Raw genomic sequence first — 17,346 nt, forward strand, 5'->3', positions numbered from 1 at the left:
CTAAAAAGAGTGATATAATACAGTCATTTTTGGATATAATCCGAGAAGGAATTGGGCGAATTCCTGTCTACCTTGGTGGTAACAAATTCAACTTACTGCCATGTTATGGAAGTTTAACTTCACCGCAAGTGTGTGCCTCATCATTGCACCATTATTATTTATCAGCGCCGGAAAGCAATATTCTTCGGATGTGCCCCGCCGCCTGGAGATATTATTCCTGGGTCATAAGAGCAAACATCACGACAGTGAAAAACTGGCGGATATCTTCCTGAAGGAATATTTTAAGGATGGTATCAATATATCTTATACCACCGATCCCAATGATCTCAATGAGGCCAACCTGAAATGGTACGATGGCCTGATCCTATACGCCAATCACGATTCTATTACCAAACCGCAGGAAACCGCGCTGTTGAACTTTGTGCGCAGCGGAAAGGGATTTATTCCTTTGCACAGCGCTTCCTATTGCTTCCGCAATTCTCCGGAGGTGGTGGAAATGATAGGCGGGCAATTCAAAAGCCATAAATACGATTCCTTTCCTGCAGTGATCCTGAAACCGGAACATCCGGTGATGAAGGGCATCACGGCTTTTGTGACGAAAGATGAAACGTATGTGCACGATAAGATCAGTAAAAATATAGAAGTGCTTTCTGAGCGGGTGGAAGGAACACACCATGAACCTTATACCTGGGTTAGGCCCTATGGTAAAGGCCGTGTGTTTTATACGGCATACGGGCATGATGATAATACCTTTAATAACCCGGGTTTTCTGGCATTGGTGAAGAATGGTATCCTGTGGGCAGTGGGAGATGAAGCGAGGGCTAACCTTGCATCTTTCAAAATAGCACAACCTACTTATGTGGATGGCCCCGTACCCAATTATGAAAAACGGAATCCCGCTCCCAAGGTGCAATTGCCTTTGACGCCGGAAGAATCAATGTCGCTCATACAGGTGCCGGTTGGTTTTGGATTACAGCTGTTTGCGGCAGAGCCGGATATTGTTAATCCCATTTACATGAACTGGGATGAAAAGGGGCGTTTATGGGTGATAGAAACTGTGGATTATCCGAATGAAATAAAAAATGATGATGCAGGAGATGACCGCATCAAGATCTGTGAGGATACAGATGGAGATGGTAAGGCAGACAAGTTCACCATCTTTGCTGATAAGCTGAACATCCCTACCAGCTTCACATTTGTGAATGGGGGTATTATTGTGAGCCAGGCGCCTTCTTTCGTTTTCTTAAAAGATACAAACGGTGATGATAAAGCAGATGTCCGGCAGCCGATGGTGCATGGATGGGGCAAAAGTGATACACATGCACAGGCCTCTAACCTTCGCTATGGTGTTGATAATAAGATATGGGGTGTTGTAGGATACTCAGGATTTAAAGGAAAGAGTGGAAAGGATTCTTTGCGTTTCAGCCAGGGTGTGTACCGTTTTGATCCGGATGGTAAAGGACTGGAATACATTTCTTCCACCAGTAACAATACCTGGGGGCTGGGTTTCTCTGAAGAGTTTGATGTGTTCATTTCCACTGCGAATAATACCCACAGTGGTTTCATGGGCATCCCCAACCGGTATTTTGAAAAGGCAAAGCTGCGTTCCGCTGGTGTGGAAAAGATCGATGCACACTATGCCATGCACGTGGCCACAAAGAATCTCAGGCAGGTGGATGTGTTTGGTGGTTTTACTGCTGCTGCGGGGCATAGCCTTTATACAGCCAGAACTTTCCCGCAGGAATACTGGAACAGGATTGCTTTTGTAACAGAGCCTACAGGACGTTTGATCCACAAACATGTATTGAAACAAGCAGGTGCCGGTTTTAAAGAAGATGGAGATGACTGGAATATGCTGGTGAGTGCAGATGAATGGGCCGGGCCTATTCAGGCCGAAGTGGGCCCTGATGGTGCTTTGTGGGTGACTGACTGGTACGATTTCATTATCCAGCATAACCCTACACCTGCTCCTGACTGGGGAGGTTATAAGGCAGAGAACGGAAAAGGAAATGCCTACATCAATCCTCTGCGGGACCATGAGCGTGGACGCATCTACCGCATTTACAACAAAAACAACGATCAGAAGAATACGCTTAAACTCAGTAAAAACGATACGGAAGGATTGCTTAAAGCGCTTTCCAGTGATAATATGTTCTGGCGCCTTACTGCACAACGTTTGCTGATAGAGAATAAGAGTAAAGCAGTATTACCTGCGTTGTATAAGATAGTGCAGGATAAAGAACTGGATGGTGCCGGCATCAATGCTCCGGCTATACATGCTTTATGGACATTGAAAGGGTTACAGGCATTGGATGGAACAAATCCCCAGGCATTAGCTGTTGCTGTTGGAGCATTGAATCATCCTTCCAGTGGTGTGCGCAGAGCGGCTATACAGGTATTGCCAGCTACGCCTGCTACTTTCCTGGCCATACAGAAAGCTAAGCTGTTTGAGGATAAAGACCTGAGAGTACGCCTGGCTGCAGTGCTGGCTACTACAGAAATGAAACCTTCCGCAGCGATCGGGAATGTACTGGTGAATATGGCAGAGCAGGAAGAGAATACAGATGATACCTGGTTAAAACAGGCGCTCACTATTTCGGGCAAACTGAACCAGGAAACATTCAGGGCAGCGTTCCGCAAAAGAGGTTTGAATGAAAACCCTGCATTGATACAGGCATCTGTAGCACAACGTCTTGCTTTCGGAGAGCGATTGAATAGCATCTCTTTGAGAAGAGTGCGGCCAGGGCAGGGTGGAGATGCACCAACACCTGAGGTAGCAGAGAAGGAATTGATGCTTTCCGGTAATATAGAAACAAGGCAGGGAGCTGCATTGAACGGAGTGGTGGCTGCACAGGGTAACAAAACCAATGGTTATGGTTTATATGTGCTGAACAATAAAATGCATTTTGTGGTGAACCAGGATGGTAAAGCCCAGGCAGCTGTGAGCACCGGGGAATTGCCTTCCGGTTTTTCTTATAAAGCCGGTCTGCAAAAGAACGGTACCATGCGGCTGATCATTAATGATAAAGAAGCAGGTACTGCTAAGGCTGCAGGTTTATTTAAAAAGGAACTCAGCCTGCCATTAAGAGTAGGGTATGATAACAGTAAGGGAGATGACAGGGTAGCAGACTACCCGGATAGCCTTTTCTTCCTCAATGCGAACTTAACGAACGCAAGACTGGAAACACTGGCTGGTCTGCCATCTGCAGCTGCTGCAACGGATAAGGATGTTAAAATAGACCGTACCATTGTTGTGAAAGTGATCAAAGATGTGATGAAATACGATCAGCAACTGATCACCGTGAAAGCGGGCATCACCATTCAATTCGTATTCCAGAACACAGACTTTATGCAGCACAACTTCCTGCTGGTGAAACCTAATACGAAAGAGAAAGTAGGCGCGGCAGCAGATAAACTGGCACAGGACCCTAATGGCGTGAAAATGCAATATGTGCCTAAAATGCCTGAGGTGTTACTGTCTACCCCGCTCGTGAATCCCGGAGGTAAGTTCACGGCTACATTTAAAATACCATCTACTCCCGGAGATTATCCCTACATCTGTACATTCCCCGGACACTGGCGTATTATGAATGGCATCTTAAGAGTTACAAAGTAAATATCATATGGCTTTACCCGTTAGATTTGGTGTGAGTACCTGGCTGTGGACGTCTCCCTTTTCCACAGCCGCTATTCACGAATTGTTCCCGAAGATTGCAGAGATGGGATTTGATGTGGTGGAAATAGCAGTTGAAGATCCTGCGCTGATTGATGTAAAAGCAGTACAGGAAGCACTCGTAAAATACAACCTGAAAGCTAATATCTGTGGTGCTTTCGGGCCTTCGCGTGATCTTACACATGAAGATCCGGCAGTGCATCAGAACTGTTTTACCTATATCGCTGCCTGCCTGGATATTTGTGTGGCATTGGGTACTGATTTCTTTGGCGGCCCTATGTATTCAGCCGTAGGCAAGGCAAGGATGGTACCTCCTGAACAACGTAAAAAGGAATGGGACCTTGCAGTGCAGAACCTGCGTATTGTTTGCGATATGGCTGCAGCCCGGGGGCTCAGGATTGCCTTAGAACCACTCAACCGCTTTGAATCAGACCTGGTGAATACTGCGGAAGATGTACTGCGCCTGGTGAAAGATATCCAACATCCCGCCGCAGGTATCATGCTGGACGGTTTTCATATGAGCATTGAAGAAAGAGATGTGGAACAGGCGATCGTTACAGCCGGAGATCTGTTGATCCACCTGCAAGTTTCAGAAAATTACAGGGGTACACCGGGAACAGGGCAAACTCCCTGGTGGGCTTATCGCAGAGGCCTGGAAGCGATTAATTATACAGGCACGGTAACCATAGAAAGCTTTACACCGGCCAACCAGGAACTGGCGGGTGCCGTATGTTTCTGGCATCCCATGGCTGAAAGCCAGGATGGTTTTGCTACAGAAGGTCTTCGTTTTTTGAAAGACTGGGCTAAATAAAATTAAAACTAATTCTTATGATCAATATTGCTATTGTAGGTTTGGGTTTCGGTGCGGAGTTCATTCCGATCTATCAACGTCATCCTGATGTGAATATGTACGCTATCTGCCAGCGTAATGAAGAAAAGTTAAATGAGGTAGGAGATGCCTGGGGCGTGGAGAAAAGATATACTGATTATGATGAACTGCTGAAAGATCCTGCTGTTCATGCTGTACACATTAATACGCCTATTCCCGATCATGCCATACAATCCATTAAAGCCTTAAAGGCCGGAAAACATGTAGCCTGTACGGTGCCTATGGCCACTACTGTAGAAGAATGCCGGCAGATAGTTGAACTGGTGAAGCAAACGGGCCTTACCTATATGATGATGGAAACAGTGGTATATGCGCGTGAATTCCTTTTTATGAAGGAGTTGTATGATAAAGGCGAACTGGGCAGGGTACAGTTCCTGAAAGCCAGCCACCAGCAGGATATGAATGGATGGCCTAACTACTGGCCCGGTCTTCCTCCTATGTATTATGCCACCCATTGCGTAGGACCTGTATTGGCTTTAACGAGGGCAGAAGCGGAGTATGTTTCCTGTTTCGGCTCTGGAGAGATCAATAAAGAACTCCATCAATATTATAATTCTCCTTTTGCGATAGAAAGCACACATATCAAATTCCGGAATTCAGATATCAGTGCGCACATCTACCGTTCTCTTTTTGATACGGCAAGGCAATACAGGGAAAGTTTTGAAGTATACGGTTCGCTTAAATCCGTAGAGTGGCCATTGATTGAAGGAAAAGCACTGGTAGTACATACAGGCGGGAAACCAGAACCGGAAATTCCGGAAGAGGTACATTCTCCTGATTATGCCCGCCTGTTGCCAGAACCTATACAGCGCTTCACGACCAAAGGGGTGTATGATACAGATGATCATCAGCATCTGTCGTTCACACAGGGTGCAGGGCATGGAGGTTCGCATCCTCACCTGGTGCATGAATTTGTTAGTGCATTGGTGCAGAAGCGTTCGCCTTATCCTAACGCGGTGCAGTCTGCGAATATTACCTGTGTGGGCATCTTGGCACATGAATCTGCGATGCAGGGCGGGCTGAGGATTGATCTGCCGGCGTTTACTTTTGAGCAGAAATGATCTATCTTTGGACTACCTGGTTGATGCTTTTTTCATAAAACTATGTAGTCCAGATGTTAAGACCCTGGAAGATTGAAATACACCTGGATGAAAAGTCCGAAAAAGCGATCTATCTGCAGATCGCTGATGCGATCATAGGAGATATTCATTCCGGCCGGCTGAAGGGAGGCGATGCATTACCCGGAAGCCGTAACCTGGCCACACTGCTGGCAGTAAACCGGAATACGGTAACAGAAGCATTGGATGTGTTGCTGACAGAAGGCTGGCTGGTGTCTAAGGAACGCCGGGGCACTTTTGTAGCAGATAAGCTGCCACGCTTCAAAGATCCGGGGCCGCCTGCGCCTGTTGCTATAGCAATACCTGAAAATACGTACCGTATTAAGTTTGATGATGGGCATCCCTGTACTAAAATAGCGCCTATTGCTGAGCTGGCAAGGTCCTACCGACAGATCTTCAACCGAAAGGGAAGATGGCAGCTGATGGCTTATGGTGATGAATTTGGGGATGGGGAGTTCCGGAGGGAGATTGCCCAGATGCTCAATCATCAGCGGCATATGCAGGTCAGTGAAAAGGATGTATGTATGACAAGGGGAAGCCAGATGGCGATGTACCTGATCGCACAATGCCTGTTCAAAAAGGATGATTATGTGATGATCGAAAACCCGGGTTATAAACCTGCCTGGAAAGCATTTGAAAAAGCAGGAGCGAAGCTGTTGCCTGTGAGAGTGGATGAAGAGGGCTTAGTTATTGAAGATGTAATAGCACACCTGAAGTCGCACAAAAAGATCAAAGCCATCTATACTACGCCGCACCGGCAATATCCCACCACAGTAACATTAAGCCTGCAAAGAAGGCTGGAACTGATCAAACTTTCAAACAGCCATGGGTTCAGGATCATTGAGGATGATTACGATAATGAATTCCATTTTGGCTACCGTCCCATCCATCCCTTATCCGGATACCGGGAACTGGAAAACTATATTTATATAGGCACATTGAGCAAAGTGGTGGCCCCTGCCTTACGGATAGGATACCTGGTCACTAAAGACCATTCCCTGATCAGGGAAGTGGGAGAGCTGCGGAAGATCATTGACGTACAGGGCGATACCATCATGGAACAGGCGGTACTGCAACTCATTAAAGACGGGACCATTAAACGGCATATCAAAAAGGCTTCCCAGTATTACAAACAGAAGAGGGATTTTGCGGCATTACAGTTGCAGAAACAGTTGAAGGGTAAAGCATCCTTTACTGTACCGGAGGGTGGCCTGGCATTCTGGATAGTACCTGATAAGAAGATAAACTGGCCGAAGTTATCAGAACAAATGGGCGCAAAAGGTATTCAGATCATTACGTCAGATAGTTTCAGTCATGAAAAGCCGGTTAACGGGATACGGCTTGGTTATGGGGCCCTTTCGGAAGAGCAGTTGAAGGAGGGGATAAAGGCGCTGGCTGCTTTTCTGCAGAGTTAAGATCACTGCCCGTAGAGCAGTGATCTCTGTTCAAACATTTACTTCTTCATTGGTGAAAGAGAGGATCTGTTCCAGTTCACTTACCTCACCGGCAGTTAAAGGTTCCAATGGGGTTCGCAGATAACCGCCATCTTCTCCCAATAGGTGTAAACCAGCTTTGATAGCTCTCGGCAAACCTTTAGCCACAATAAATTTCAATAAGTCCACCTGCTTATAGAAAACATCCTGCGCAGCTGTAAAATCATTATTCTTTACGGCATTGTAGAGTTGAATATTAAGTTCGGGAATAAGATTGGGCGCAGCTGTGCACCAGCCGGTAGCTCCGGCTGCAAAGGCAGCAAGTGCCAAAGGGTTGGAACCATTATAGAATGCCACGTCCTCACCTAATTCCCTTTTTAAATAATGCATGCGCTGTACATCACCGGTGCTTTCTTTGATCATAGTGATGTTGGGGATCTCCAGCAGCCGCTTTAATAAGGCCGGAGACATATCCACACCGCCGGTGGCCGGATTGTTATATGCCATAATTGGAATGGATATTTTGGAAGCAACGGCATCATAGTGTTTTACAATCTCATCATCCGTCAGTTTCCAATAGCTCATGGGGATGATCATCACTGCGGTAGCACCTGCTTTTTCAGCAAATTTTGCGTGGTAAATGGTCCTTTCAGTAGTAAGGTTGGAAACACCCACTAAGGTAGGTACACGGTTCGCCACCTGCTGAATAGTAGCTTCTGTAACGGCTTCTTTTTCGCTGTCGGAAAGATAAGGCAATACGCCGGTGCTGCCCAAAGGAGCAATGCCATGTGAGCCGGAAACCACCAGCCGCTCTACCAGGTTTTTGAACAATGGCAGATCCACCTGTTCGTTGTTGTTAAAGGGAGTAATAGGGTATGCGATGATCCCTTTAAACGGAATATTTTTCATGCTTGCTTTTTTTAAATAATGGAAAGTCCCCGGTGAAGGGGACTTTTTACTAAAGATCTCTTCCTTCTTCTTCACGAAGTGCCACCCCCAGGTTCTGCAGTTGCGGTGCATTTTCACAGGCGATGTATTTTGCCGGTTCAGCATCACTCAGGTTCTGGTGCCTGTGCCAGGCCCAGGAAGGAATGTAAACGGCATCACCTTTCTGCCACTCCACTTTCTCTCCTTCAATTTCTGTGTAACCTTTTCCTTCCAATACATATAACACTGTTTCATAAGTGTGACGATGTTTATTGGTCAACTGACCTGGGAGTAAACCACCGATCGTCATACTTACATTTTTACTTGGCAGATCTACAAAGAATACCGGGTGTTTACGTTCAGCTGAGAACTGGTTATGTTCACCCGCTTTTTCCACGTTCCTGTGAACGAGATGTGTAGGTTTCACATAAGTAGGTCTGGCAAAGGTCTGATGGAAGTCTTTTGAGCTGAATTGCTTTTGTTCTGCCTGAATTGTTTCTGTTGTTGCCATGATTTTGTTGTTTTAGGTTATCCTTTTACATCTGCTATAGATGCCCCAAAATTGATGTGTAATACATTTCCGTTCGGTGTTACTAAGGCCGGTACTGATCTGATCCCTGCCTTTTCAGCTTCAGCTATGCGGCTTTTGTCTTCACCCAGGTGCACTACTTCTACATGGGAAGCTCCAATTAATTGAATGATGTCTTGCTCTGCGCTTACACAAACGGGGCAACCTGCATGATAAAAAACTGATTTTTTCATTGTTATTGTTTTTAAGTTCAATGTAAAATTAGTAAGGATGCCTAATTGCTGGCTGATCCAGTTTTGTTATTTATTGGCGAAAACTGGCATAAAAAAAGCCGCATAGACCTTTCGATCTATGCGGCTTCGTATTACTGTATCTTACTTCGTCAATAACCCCTCATACAACAATCCATCTCCGGCTGGCAGGTCCAGCTTCAGGATTTTGCTGATCAGCGGTGCAATATCTACCAGGCCCATCTGCGGGATCACCGTTCCTTTTTTGATGCCTTTACCAAAGGCTACAAAACCTGTCTGGATCTCTTTAAAGTCAGGGAAGAAACCATGGGTGCCTCCTTTGGTGGCGCGCATGAAATCTCCTGTGGCTGTGGTACTGAAAGTAAAGCCTTGTTGTGCGGCAATGCCAAATGCCGCGGTGGCATCTGCTCCAACGGCATCCAGTTCTTCGCGGGTTTTGATGATGAAGGTTTTTTTCTGTTGTGGTGTAAGCGCATTGAGTAGTTGCAGTACTTTCTCCTTGGTCTGTTTATCGTTCTTGTCTTTCAGTTGCAGGAATGCGCCACCACCCGCAGCATGGAAATAGGCTTTCCAGTTTTCCGGTTGCTTTGGATCATATAATCCTGCTTTGGCGAGCAGTACATTGGGTGCAATGGCGGTGTGGATATCTACAAAACCATGATCACCGGTAACGATGAAGGTAGTATTTGCCAGGATGCCTGCTTTTTCCACTGCTTCGCGGATACTTTTTACAGCTCTGTCTACTCCTGCGATGGCTGCTCTTACTTTAGGGCCATCACGACCTTCTTCATGTTCAAAGTGATCTACTGTTACGAGGTGTACAGCGAGGAAAGAAGGTTTGTATTTTCGGATAAGGTAACTGCTCATGCGGGCGAGATTATCGTCTATACCCAGGTAGTCGCCATTAAAATCGAGTTCTTCCAGTTTGCCTGTTGCGTTTTGTTCCAGTTCTTCGAAGAGGCCGGGAGGATTGGCGTTTTCTTTTAATGCCTGTGCCATGATGCGTTCTCCGCCTTTTTCTTTTGGCAGGTACCAGAATTCAGGAATGTTGTAAGTGGCGGGAGAGCCAACGGAAACAGGCCAGAAAACGGAAGCTGTTTTTAAACCTTTATCTTTTGCGAGACTGAAGAGTGTGGGTACTTTGATGTTGCTGTATTGCCAGATCCAGTTTCCGGTTACGCCCTGTGGTTCTGAGGGGGTATTGTAAAATATACCATGCTTTAATGGTTTTACGCCGGTGATCATGGTGGTGTGGGAAGGGTAGGTGACGGTGGGGAATACGCCATCCACACCATCTGCATAAGCGCCTTCTTCCATGGCTTGCCGGAGGTTCACCATGTTCCATGATGGGTCTTTATAAAATTCAGGTCTTAAACCATCGATACTGATAAGGATCACATGAGCATCCTGGGCTTTGGCTGTGATTATACACAGTGTAAAAGCGCAGAGCGCGATGAGCGTTTTTTTCATATTGAGCGTATGTTTTTACAGGCATAAAAGCCCGGGCGCGAATTTCCGGATTTTATAGGGAGGAGTGGATGAAGTTTGGGTTAAGTTTTGCTATATCTGCAATTCTTTTGTGCAGATATTTCCTGCTATATCGTGTACTTCAACCGTGAAGACTTTTTCCCGGAGTGGATATTCCCAGCGGTTGTTTTTGAAGATGGCATGTGCCGTTCCTACGGTTACTTTTTTAATACGGTGTTTGCCTTTTGTTTTAACGATCACTGTTTCTTTTTCCACACGCACTTCTACTTCCGGTTTATTATAAGCATCCTGGAAAGCTGCGTTGAATGCTGTCTGGTGAGGCTTGGCGATGGATTTATAATACGCCTTCTTCTCCGGGTCTTTGACCGCGGCTTTCGCGAAGTCGTTAGCCCTTTTGAAGCGCTCCTGGTTGGCTATTTGCGTAGCGGTTTTAGGAGGGTACTTGCAGGGAGGTTTACACATCACAGTTTTGCCGTTCCGCTGGCGGAAGACGATCTGTTTGCCGAAGGTGCCGGTGGCGCCTTTTGTGATGACGTTATGTTCAGATACTGCCATATCACTAAGATAAAACAAAGATCTCACATATCAATACGTATCTTAAGCCTATGTCAAGCGAATATCGGGTATAGGATAGTACAAGGAAGGTACTCCTTTGGATATGGGAGTGGCTTCCTGATAAATGCGATTGCAGTAATATTTCAGTGTGGCGTATTAATTTCGTTGCAGATGAGCAGGCATGAGTGCCAGATGGAAACCTTATTGTAACCCACTGCAGTTATAGCGCTTACACTTTTGAAATATGGCAGAACCCGCTGTTTTTTCACGCCTGTATAAGGCGGCGAAAGCTTTTATTGTTATTATCCCGTTGCCTGTTTGGTTATATGCAGGCATCTTCTTCCATATGCAGTCTCCCTGACATTTTTAACTAATTATGTTTGGAAACCCGGTTTGTCAGAGGCCTGCGTTATGCGTGGGTCTCTTTTTTTGAACCTGTTACCTCCCGGCTAATTTCATTAAAAGTCTTTTATTTATTAAAAAAAGGCTATCTTTCGGGTACGTGCCCGTTAATAGATGGAAAACAGATATAATTAACAATATTGGCTGGTTATGCATACGAAGTATATGCCTGACAGAAAGCATGAATCATATGTGAGTGGTCAAATATCCCGCTGCCGGGTTCTTCCGGCGGTCAACACAAAATCAACAATGAAAAAAAGAATCTTGCTCTTATCGGGCCTTTTATTGGTCGTTTATACGGTATGCTCTGCTCAAACTTTGAGGTACGTTACCGGTGCTGTGATCGTGGATCCTGCGCCTTTAGCACATACTGCTCTCATACTGCCACTGAATGGCGCCGGGAAATTGATCGGGAAAGATGATCCCCTGCAGCAGATCAACCAGGTTTTCAGCAATCTTTCGCGGGTATTGGAAGAGGCGCGCTCAAAAAGTAAAGACATTATCAAACTAAATGTTAGTGTGACCTCAGCGGATATTGTACCATTGGTGAAGGAACAGATTGTGAAACGGTTTGCGAAAGGGAAGGAGCCTGCAGTAAGTTTCATTGTTGGCAAATTACTGCATCCCGGGGTACTGCTGGCAATGGATGCTGTGGCGGTTGCTGCTTTACCTGATGGCAGGGTAGTGCGTTCTCCGCAGGTGGGCGTATTGCCTAAAGGCGGCATGGTATTCATTTCAGGAATGGCCGCAGATGGCCGGTTGCCGGAAGCTACCGCTAATACCATGCAGCAGTTGCTCAGTACACTGAAATTCCTCGGACTGAATAAAGAACATATTGTTCAGGTAAGGGCTTTTGTGCATCCGGTGGACAGTACGGGTTTGGTGGAACAGGAAGTGAAGGCATTCTTTTCCGGAAGTCCGATGCCACCTGTAGTGTATACAGGATGGAACAGTAAAAAACCATTAGTAGAGATTGAACTGATTGCCGCATCACCTGCTCCTGCAGGGAATACTTCGTCAATTGAATACCTCACACCTCCCGGTGTAACCCCTTCCCCCGTGTATTCAAAAGTATGCCGGATCAACCATGGTAAAAAGATCTATCTCTCCGGCATATACGGTCAGGGCAATGATATACAAACGCAATTGCAGACGGCTTTTGATACATTAAAAGACAGGATGAAGCAATGCGGAAGTGACCTGGAACATCTTGCTAAGGCACTTTATTATGTATCAAGTAATGAGATCAGTACCGCGCTGACGGATATACGAAAGAAATATTACAATCCTAAACGGCCGCCTGCAGCCACTAAGGGCTTACTTAGTCAAAATGGCCCGGATGGCAGCCAGATACTGATAGATATGATAGGCGTACAACCCTAACCCTTCAATAACAACCAAAACGTACATGGAAAAAGTCGATTATTTCGTACTGGCAGGATATTTTTTGCTTCTTATTATGATGGGGATCTGGGGATATACAAAGATCAAATCTTCCGCCGATTTTTATACTGCCGGAGGTAAGCTGCCATGGTGGCTTTCAGGTATTTCACATCATGTATCCGGCTATAGCGGGGCCGTGTTTGTGGCTTATGCGGCTATTGCCTACAATTATGGTTTTACGCTGTATATCTGGTGGGCACTGAGTATTGCCATTGCGATGGTGGGTACTACTTTCCTGATTGCTCCGCGCTGGGCAAGACTGAGAACTAAAACGAATATTCAATCCCCCACAGAATACCTGGCAGCCCGTTATAACTTACCTACGCAGCAGGTGATGGCATGGACGGGTGTTATTATTAAACTATTTGACGTGGGTGCAAAATGGGCATCTATTGGTATCCTGTTAAATGCATTTACGGGGCTTCCTATTAGTACGGGTATTGCAGTAACAGGAATGATCAGCATCTTTTATATTACGCTGGGTGGTTTGTGGGCAGATGTAGTGAACGATCTTGCTTCTTTTATGATACAGTTTGTGGCAGGGATCTTTATGCTGGTGATGGTGCTGACGCAGCTTGAGGATGGTTTTTCAGGGATCTTTACCATGTGGGACCGGTTGCCACCTTCGCATAGTGCTATGTTTAACGGACCTTATTCTCCTTTGCTTGCTATCTCGTTTATGGTGATCTGCTTTTTCAGTTTCAGTGGCGGTACCTGGCATTTCGCTACGCGTTTCATTTCATCCCCTTCAGGTTCGGATGCACGGAAAGCGGCCGGCCTTTCTACGTTATTATTTCTCATATGGCCACTGGTACTGTTTTTTCCAATGTTCGCTGCGCCGGTTTTCCTGAAAGATCTTCCCGATCCCACCCAGTCTTATGCATTAATGGCACTAAAATTCCTGCCGCACGGACTCCTTGGTCTGCTGCTGGCTTCTATGTTCGGGAATACTCTGGCCATGACAGCGGCGGATGCGAATACTATTTCTGCGGTGATCACAAGAGATATATTACCGGTGTTCTATAAAAAGGCAAAGAATTTTCAGCCGAAGAAAATGCTGGTGATGGCAAGGCTTACTACTTTCCTGTTTGTATTATGTACCCTCATCATTGCTTTTGAATCCGGCTCTTTTGGAGGTGTGCTGGGATTGATCATCAGCTGGTTCTCTTCACTTATCGGACCTACGGCAGTGCCGATGATCCTGGGGCTGTTGCCGGCTTTCAGACGAAGCGGGAGTGCAGCGGCTTTATTGTCTATCAGCGGAGGGCTGCTTACATTTGTTGCCACTAAACTCCTGTTGCCGGATAATATGGCTGTAGGGCTGGCCGCGCCTATTTCTGTATCACTGGTTATTTATATCTCGGCAGGGTTTTTCGTGGCCGGGAAAGTTAAACCGGAGGCGGAGGTGTTGCTTGATTCAATTAAAGAGGACAGTTGATGATGAAAAAGCTATTACATATGCATAAAACTGAATTTGGTTTTGGTATTGTTGGCGCCGGTGCTATTTCCGGCATACATGCCAAAGCGATAGCCGCGATCAGCGGAGCGAAGCTGGCAGGGATCTACAGTATCAACAGGAACAAAGCTGTTGCGTTTGCTGAAGAACATCCCTGTAAAGTGTTTGATACACTGGAAGAGATGGTGAACGATCCTGAGATCGACATCGTTTGCATCTGCACGCCATCCGGCATACATATGGAACCTGCGTTGAAGGCCATAGAGGCCGGTAAACATTGTCTGATAGAAAAACCGCTGGAAATTACACCGGAGCGTTGTGACATGATCATCGAGGCTGCAGAAAAAGCAGGTGTGATAGTAGCGGTGGTGTTCCCTTCCCGGTTTCATGAAGCGAGCAGGCACATCAGGGAAGCCATGGATGCCGGCAGATGCGGGCCAATAGTATTTGGCGATGTGGATGTAAAATGGAGCAGGAGTGAAGCATATTATCAAAGTGCACAATGGCGTGGGACCTGGCAGTTTGATGGTGGCGGGGCATTGATGAACCAGGGGATCCATTCGGTGGACCTGTTGCAATGGTACATGGGGCCTGTGGAAGCGGTACAGGCCATGACGGCTAACAGGCGGCACAAAGAGATTGAGGTGGAAGATACGGTCACTGCTATTGTACGGTTTGCCAGCGGAGCGCTGGGTACTATAGAATGTTCTACAGCAGCTTATCCCGGAGCGTTAAAACGTTTGGAGATCACAGGCACGGCGGGTACTATCATCATGGAAGAAAGCAGTTTGCTGAAGTGGGAGCTGGAGAACGAAACACCGGAGGATCTAAGGATTAAAAATGCCATCACTGGCGAACATACTTCTACGGGTGGTGCAGCAGATCCTAAAGCAATCAGTTATGCGGGGCATCAGTACCAGATGGAGGACCTCATCCATGCTATCAGAACAGGTGGGCAACCATTGGTAGATGGGAGAGAGGGGCGTAAGTCGGTAGAGATAGTAACGGCGATATATGAAAGTGCGAGAACGGGGCAGCTGGTGAAGTTGCCTTTGTGAGGCTTTTATAATAAAAAGGATTATTTAATTAAACGAGTTCCTGAACGCCAGCGGAGATGTATTTGTTTTGTTCTTGAATAACTTATTAAAGGACTGTGGATGCTCAAAGCCCAGGCTATAGGCTATTTCACTCACAGACAAAGAGGTGGTAGACAATATTTCCTTTGCCTTTTCAATCAATTGATGATGGATATGCTGCTGGGTATTCATACCGGTAACAGAACGTAACATGTCGCTCAGGTAGTTGGGGGAAACATGCAGCTGCTCGGAAATGTATTGTACTGTAGGAAGACCTTGCAGGCTTACCTGGTCGCCATTGAAGTAATCAGCCAGTAATTCTTCCAGCTGCGCCAGCAGGTCATTGTTGGCATTCTTGCGGGTGATGAACTGCCTGTTATAGAACCGGTCGCAGTAATTAAGTAATACGGCTATCTGCGAAACGATCACATTCTGGCTGTAGTTATCAATGGGGGAGTTGTATTCCTGTTGTATATTCCTGATAATGCCGGTAAGGGTATCTTCTTCTTTTTCGGAAAGGTGCAGTGCCTCATTTACGGCATAGGAGAAGAAGCCGTATTCCCTGATGTTTTTGGCCAGGGGATAACCTTTGAGGAAGCTGGGGTGCAGGAGCAGCCACCATCCTTCCAGGCGAAGGTTTGGATCCGTTTCGGTAGTGATCACCTGCCCCGGAGAGAAGAAGGTCATAATGCCATTGTCAAAATCATAATAGCGCTGGCCGTATTTCATCTTACCTGAAAAGTTCTTTTTGATGGAGATACAGTAAAAATCATACGCTACAGTACCCAGGCTATCACTCATATAACATTTCACATCGTCAAAATCCACCACGCTTATCAGCGGATGCGCAGGGCCGGGAACTTCCAGGATGCGGTGTACTTCCGAAATGGATATTCTGTGCGGATCTTTTTTCATGTCTTTCAAATTTAACCAATTGTGGCCACATCTATCACAAAGCGGTAACGCACATCCCCTTTCAGCATTCGTTCAAAAGCTGTATGGATATCTTTTATATCTATGATCTCTACATCGGAAACAATGTTGTTTTCTGCACAATAGTCCAGCATTTCCTGGAGCTGATCTAATCCGCCAACGCCGGAACCTGCTACTACTTTGTTCCCGGCTATAATACCAAATGGAGGGATCACATAAGGTTCTGCCGGTGCCCCAACACAAATGTGCACACCATTTGTCTTTAACAGGGAAAGGTAGAGATTGATATCATGCGGAGCGGAAACGGTATCGAGAATGAAATCAAAAGACGACTTCACGGCATCCAGTTGTGCAGGATCTTTGGTCACCACAAAGTGATGTGCGCCGAGGGACATTGCATCTTCTCTTTTGGACTCGGAGGTACTGAGGATGGTAACCTCTGCGCCAAAGGCTACACCGAATTTCACTGCCATATGCCCTAAACCGCCAAGGCCCACTACTGCCAGTTTATGGCCTTTGCCTACTTTCCAGTTACGTAAAGGAGAATAAGTGGTGATACCGGCACAAAGCAAAGGGGCTATGCCTGCAAGGGGGAGTTTTTCGGAAACCCTGAGTACAAATTCCTCCCGTACCACAATATTGTTTGCGTAGCCACCATAAGTGGGCAGGCCGTCTTTACCAATGAAATTATACGTTTGCACCCCTGTTGGGCAAAATTGTTCCTTGTGGTTGCGGCAGTTCTCACATTCCAGGCAGGCATCTACCATCACACTAACACCTACCAGTTCGCCGGTTTTGAACTTTTTGACGTGTGCCCCCGCCTGGCGGATCCTGCCAACTATCTCATGACCAGGCACCATGGGGAAGATCCCGGGGAACCAGTCGTTTTTAATGGCATGGAGATCAGAATGGCATACGCCACAATACAGGATGTCTATCAGTACATCATGCGCGCCCACTTCCCGGCGTTCAAAATCCCAGGGGGCTAAATCTGTTTCGACCGACTGAGCGGCATATCCTTTTGATTGTATCATACAGCAAAGGTGCTGTAGTGCAGGAAGATAAAAGTAGCCATATCCCTTATACCTGTATCCAAAATGAGGTAAGCCATCATGGTCATGTTAACGTCATTTTCCCCTTTTGATCAAAGAATTTCCGCATTGCGAAAACGGT

The 17,346-nt window shown here is 46.3% G+C and carries 14 protein-coding genes; 7 read left to right on the top strand and 7 right to left on the bottom strand.

Features of this window, described 5'->3' with window-relative positions; all coding sequences use genetic code 11:
- Positions 1 to 100: 100 nt before the first annotated feature.
- The 4 genes from AAHN97_RS07850 to AAHN97_RS07865 are packed head-to-tail and all read left to right on the top strand — an operon-like array spanning position 101 to position 7,095.
- Positions 101 to 3,616, top strand: a complete 3,516-nt coding sequence (locus AAHN97_RS07850; protein WP_343307013.1) for a PVC-type heme-binding CxxCH protein — start codon at positions 101 to 103, stop codon at positions 3,614 to 3,616.
- Positions 3,617 to 3,623: 7 nt separating this feature from the next.
- On the top strand, positions 3,624 to 4,484 hold the full coding sequence (locus AAHN97_RS07855) for a sugar phosphate isomerase/epimerase family protein (protein ID WP_343307014.1): 861 nt from the start codon (positions 3,624 to 3,626) through the stop codon (positions 4,482 to 4,484).
- 17 nt (positions 4,485 to 4,501) lie between these two features.
- Entirely contained in the window at positions 4,502 to 5,623 is a 1,122-nt protein-coding gene (locus AAHN97_RS07860; protein ID WP_343307015.1) for a Gfo/Idh/MocA family protein, read from the top strand.
- 53 nt (positions 5,624 to 5,676) lie between these two features.
- Positions 5,677 to 7,095 (top strand): PLP-dependent aminotransferase family protein, encoded by a 1,419-nt coding sequence (locus AAHN97_RS07865; protein WP_343307016.1) that lies wholly within the window; start codon positions 5,677 to 5,679, stop codon positions 7,093 to 7,095.
- Between the two features lie 30 nt (positions 7,096 to 7,125).
- Here AAHN97_RS07865 and AAHN97_RS07870 read toward each other — a convergent pair whose 3' ends face one another.
- The 5 genes from AAHN97_RS07870 to AAHN97_RS07890 form a co-directional block, all read right to left on the bottom strand.
- A complete protein-coding gene (locus AAHN97_RS07870; protein WP_343307017.1) occupies positions 7,126 to 8,022 on the bottom strand; it encodes a dihydrodipicolinate synthase family protein in 897 nt (298 codons plus the stop codon).
- A gap of 49 nt (positions 8,023 to 8,071) precedes the next feature.
- Positions 8,072 to 8,551 (bottom strand): cupin domain-containing protein, encoded by a 480-nt coding sequence (locus AAHN97_RS07875; RefSeq protein WP_343307018.1) that lies wholly within the window; start codon positions 8,549 to 8,551, stop codon positions 8,072 to 8,074.
- Positions 8,552 to 8,568: 17 nt separating this feature from the next.
- The gene (locus AAHN97_RS07880; protein WP_343307019.1) at positions 8,569 to 8,802 is read right to left on the bottom strand and encodes a thioredoxin family protein; all 234 of its coding nucleotides are present in this window, start codon (positions 8,800 to 8,802) and stop codon (positions 8,569 to 8,571) included.
- A gap of 141 nt (positions 8,803 to 8,943) precedes the next feature.
- Positions 8,944 to 10,290 (bottom strand): alkaline phosphatase family protein, encoded by a 1,347-nt coding sequence (locus AAHN97_RS07885; RefSeq protein WP_343307020.1) that lies wholly within the window; start codon positions 10,288 to 10,290, stop codon positions 8,944 to 8,946.
- Between the two features lie 90 nt (positions 10,291 to 10,380).
- Positions 10,381 to 10,863, bottom strand: a complete 483-nt coding sequence (locus tag AAHN97_RS07890) for a hypothetical protein (RefSeq protein ID WP_343307021.1) — start codon at positions 10,861 to 10,863, stop codon at positions 10,381 to 10,383.
- A gap of 651 nt (positions 10,864 to 11,514) precedes the next feature.
- On the opposite strand from AAHN97_RS07890, the gene AAHN97_RS07895 reads away from it, so the two are divergent.
- The 3 genes from AAHN97_RS07895 to AAHN97_RS07905 are packed head-to-tail and all read left to right on the top strand — an operon-like array spanning position 11,515 to position 15,222.
- Positions 11,515 to 12,648 carry a RidA family protein gene (locus AAHN97_RS07895; RefSeq protein WP_343307023.1) on the top strand — a complete coding sequence of 378 codons (1,134 nt, stop codon included), beginning with the start codon at positions 11,515 to 11,517 and terminating at the stop codon, positions 12,646 to 12,648.
- A 25-nt stretch (positions 12,649 to 12,673) separates the two neighbouring features.
- A complete protein-coding gene (locus AAHN97_RS07900; RefSeq protein WP_343307024.1) occupies positions 12,674 to 14,146 on the top strand; it encodes a sodium:solute symporter family protein in 1,473 nt (490 codons plus the stop codon).
- A 20-nt stretch (positions 14,147 to 14,166) separates the two neighbouring features.
- On the top strand, positions 14,167 to 15,222 hold the full coding sequence (locus AAHN97_RS07905) for a Gfo/Idh/MocA family protein (RefSeq protein ID WP_343307025.1): 1,056 nt from the start codon (positions 14,167 to 14,169) through the stop codon (positions 15,220 to 15,222).
- A gap of 24 nt (positions 15,223 to 15,246) precedes the next feature.
- Here AAHN97_RS07905 and AAHN97_RS07910 read toward each other — a convergent pair whose 3' ends face one another.
- Entirely contained in the window at positions 15,247 to 16,155 is a 909-nt protein-coding gene (locus tag AAHN97_RS07910; protein WP_343307026.1) for a helix-turn-helix domain-containing protein, read from the bottom strand.
- 11 nt (positions 16,156 to 16,166) lie between these two features.
- The gene (locus AAHN97_RS07915) at positions 16,167 to 17,207 is read right to left on the bottom strand and encodes an NAD(P)-dependent alcohol dehydrogenase (protein WP_343307027.1); all 1,041 of its coding nucleotides are present in this window, start codon (positions 17,205 to 17,207) and stop codon (positions 16,167 to 16,169) included.
- Between the last annotated feature and the right edge of the window lie 139 nt (positions 17,208 to 17,346).

The sequence above is a fragment of the Chitinophaga niabensis genome (assembly GCF_039545795.1).
Classification (GTDB): Bacteria; Bacteroidota; Bacteroidia; order Chitinophagales; family Chitinophagaceae; genus Chitinophaga; species Chitinophaga niabensis_B.

Coding starts and splice junctions, on each gene's coding strand:
- AAHN97_RS07850 (WP_343307013.1), top strand. CDS start 101: ATGTTATGGAAGTTTAACTTCACCGCAAGTGTGTGCCTCATCATTGCA.
- AAHN97_RS07915 (WP_343307027.1), bottom strand. CDS start 17,207: ATGATACAATCAAAAGGATATGCCGCTCAGTCGGTCGAAACAGATTTA.
- AAHN97_RS07880 (WP_343307019.1), bottom strand. CDS start 8,802: ATGAAAAAATCAGTTTTTTATCATGCAGGTTGCCCCGTTTGTGTAAGC.
- AAHN97_RS07870 (WP_343307017.1), bottom strand. CDS start 8,022: ATGAAAAATATTCCGTTTAAAGGGATCATCGCATACCCTATTACTCCC.
- AAHN97_RS07865 (WP_343307016.1), top strand. CDS start 5,677: ATGTTAAGACCCTGGAAGATTGAAATACACCTGGATGAAAAGTCCGAA.
- AAHN97_RS07910 (WP_343307026.1), bottom strand. CDS start 16,155: ATGAAAAAAGATCCGCACAGAATATCCATTTCGGAAGTACACCGCATC.
- AAHN97_RS07860 (WP_343307015.1), top strand. CDS start 4,502: ATGATCAATATTGCTATTGTAGGTTTGGGTTTCGGTGCGGAGTTCATT.
- AAHN97_RS07885 (WP_343307020.1), bottom strand. CDS start 10,290: ATGAAAAAAACGCTCATCGCGCTCTGCGCTTTTACACTGTGTATAATC.
- AAHN97_RS07855 (WP_343307014.1), top strand. CDS start 3,624: ATGGCTTTACCCGTTAGATTTGGTGTGAGTACCTGGCTGTGGACGTCT.
- AAHN97_RS07890 (WP_343307021.1), bottom strand. CDS start 10,863: ATGGCAGTATCTGAACATAACGTCATCACAAAAGGCGCCACCGGCACC.
- AAHN97_RS07895 (WP_343307023.1), top strand. CDS start 11,515: ATGAAAAAAAGAATCTTGCTCTTATCGGGCCTTTTATTGGTCGTTTAT.
- AAHN97_RS07875 (WP_343307018.1), bottom strand. CDS start 8,551: ATGGCAACAACAGAAACAATTCAGGCAGAACAAAAGCAATTCAGCTCA.
- AAHN97_RS07900 (WP_343307024.1), top strand. CDS start 12,674: ATGGAAAAAGTCGATTATTTCGTACTGGCAGGATATTTTTTGCTTCTT.
- AAHN97_RS07905 (WP_343307025.1), top strand. CDS start 14,167: ATGCATAAAACTGAATTTGGTTTTGGTATTGTTGGCGCCGGTGCTATT.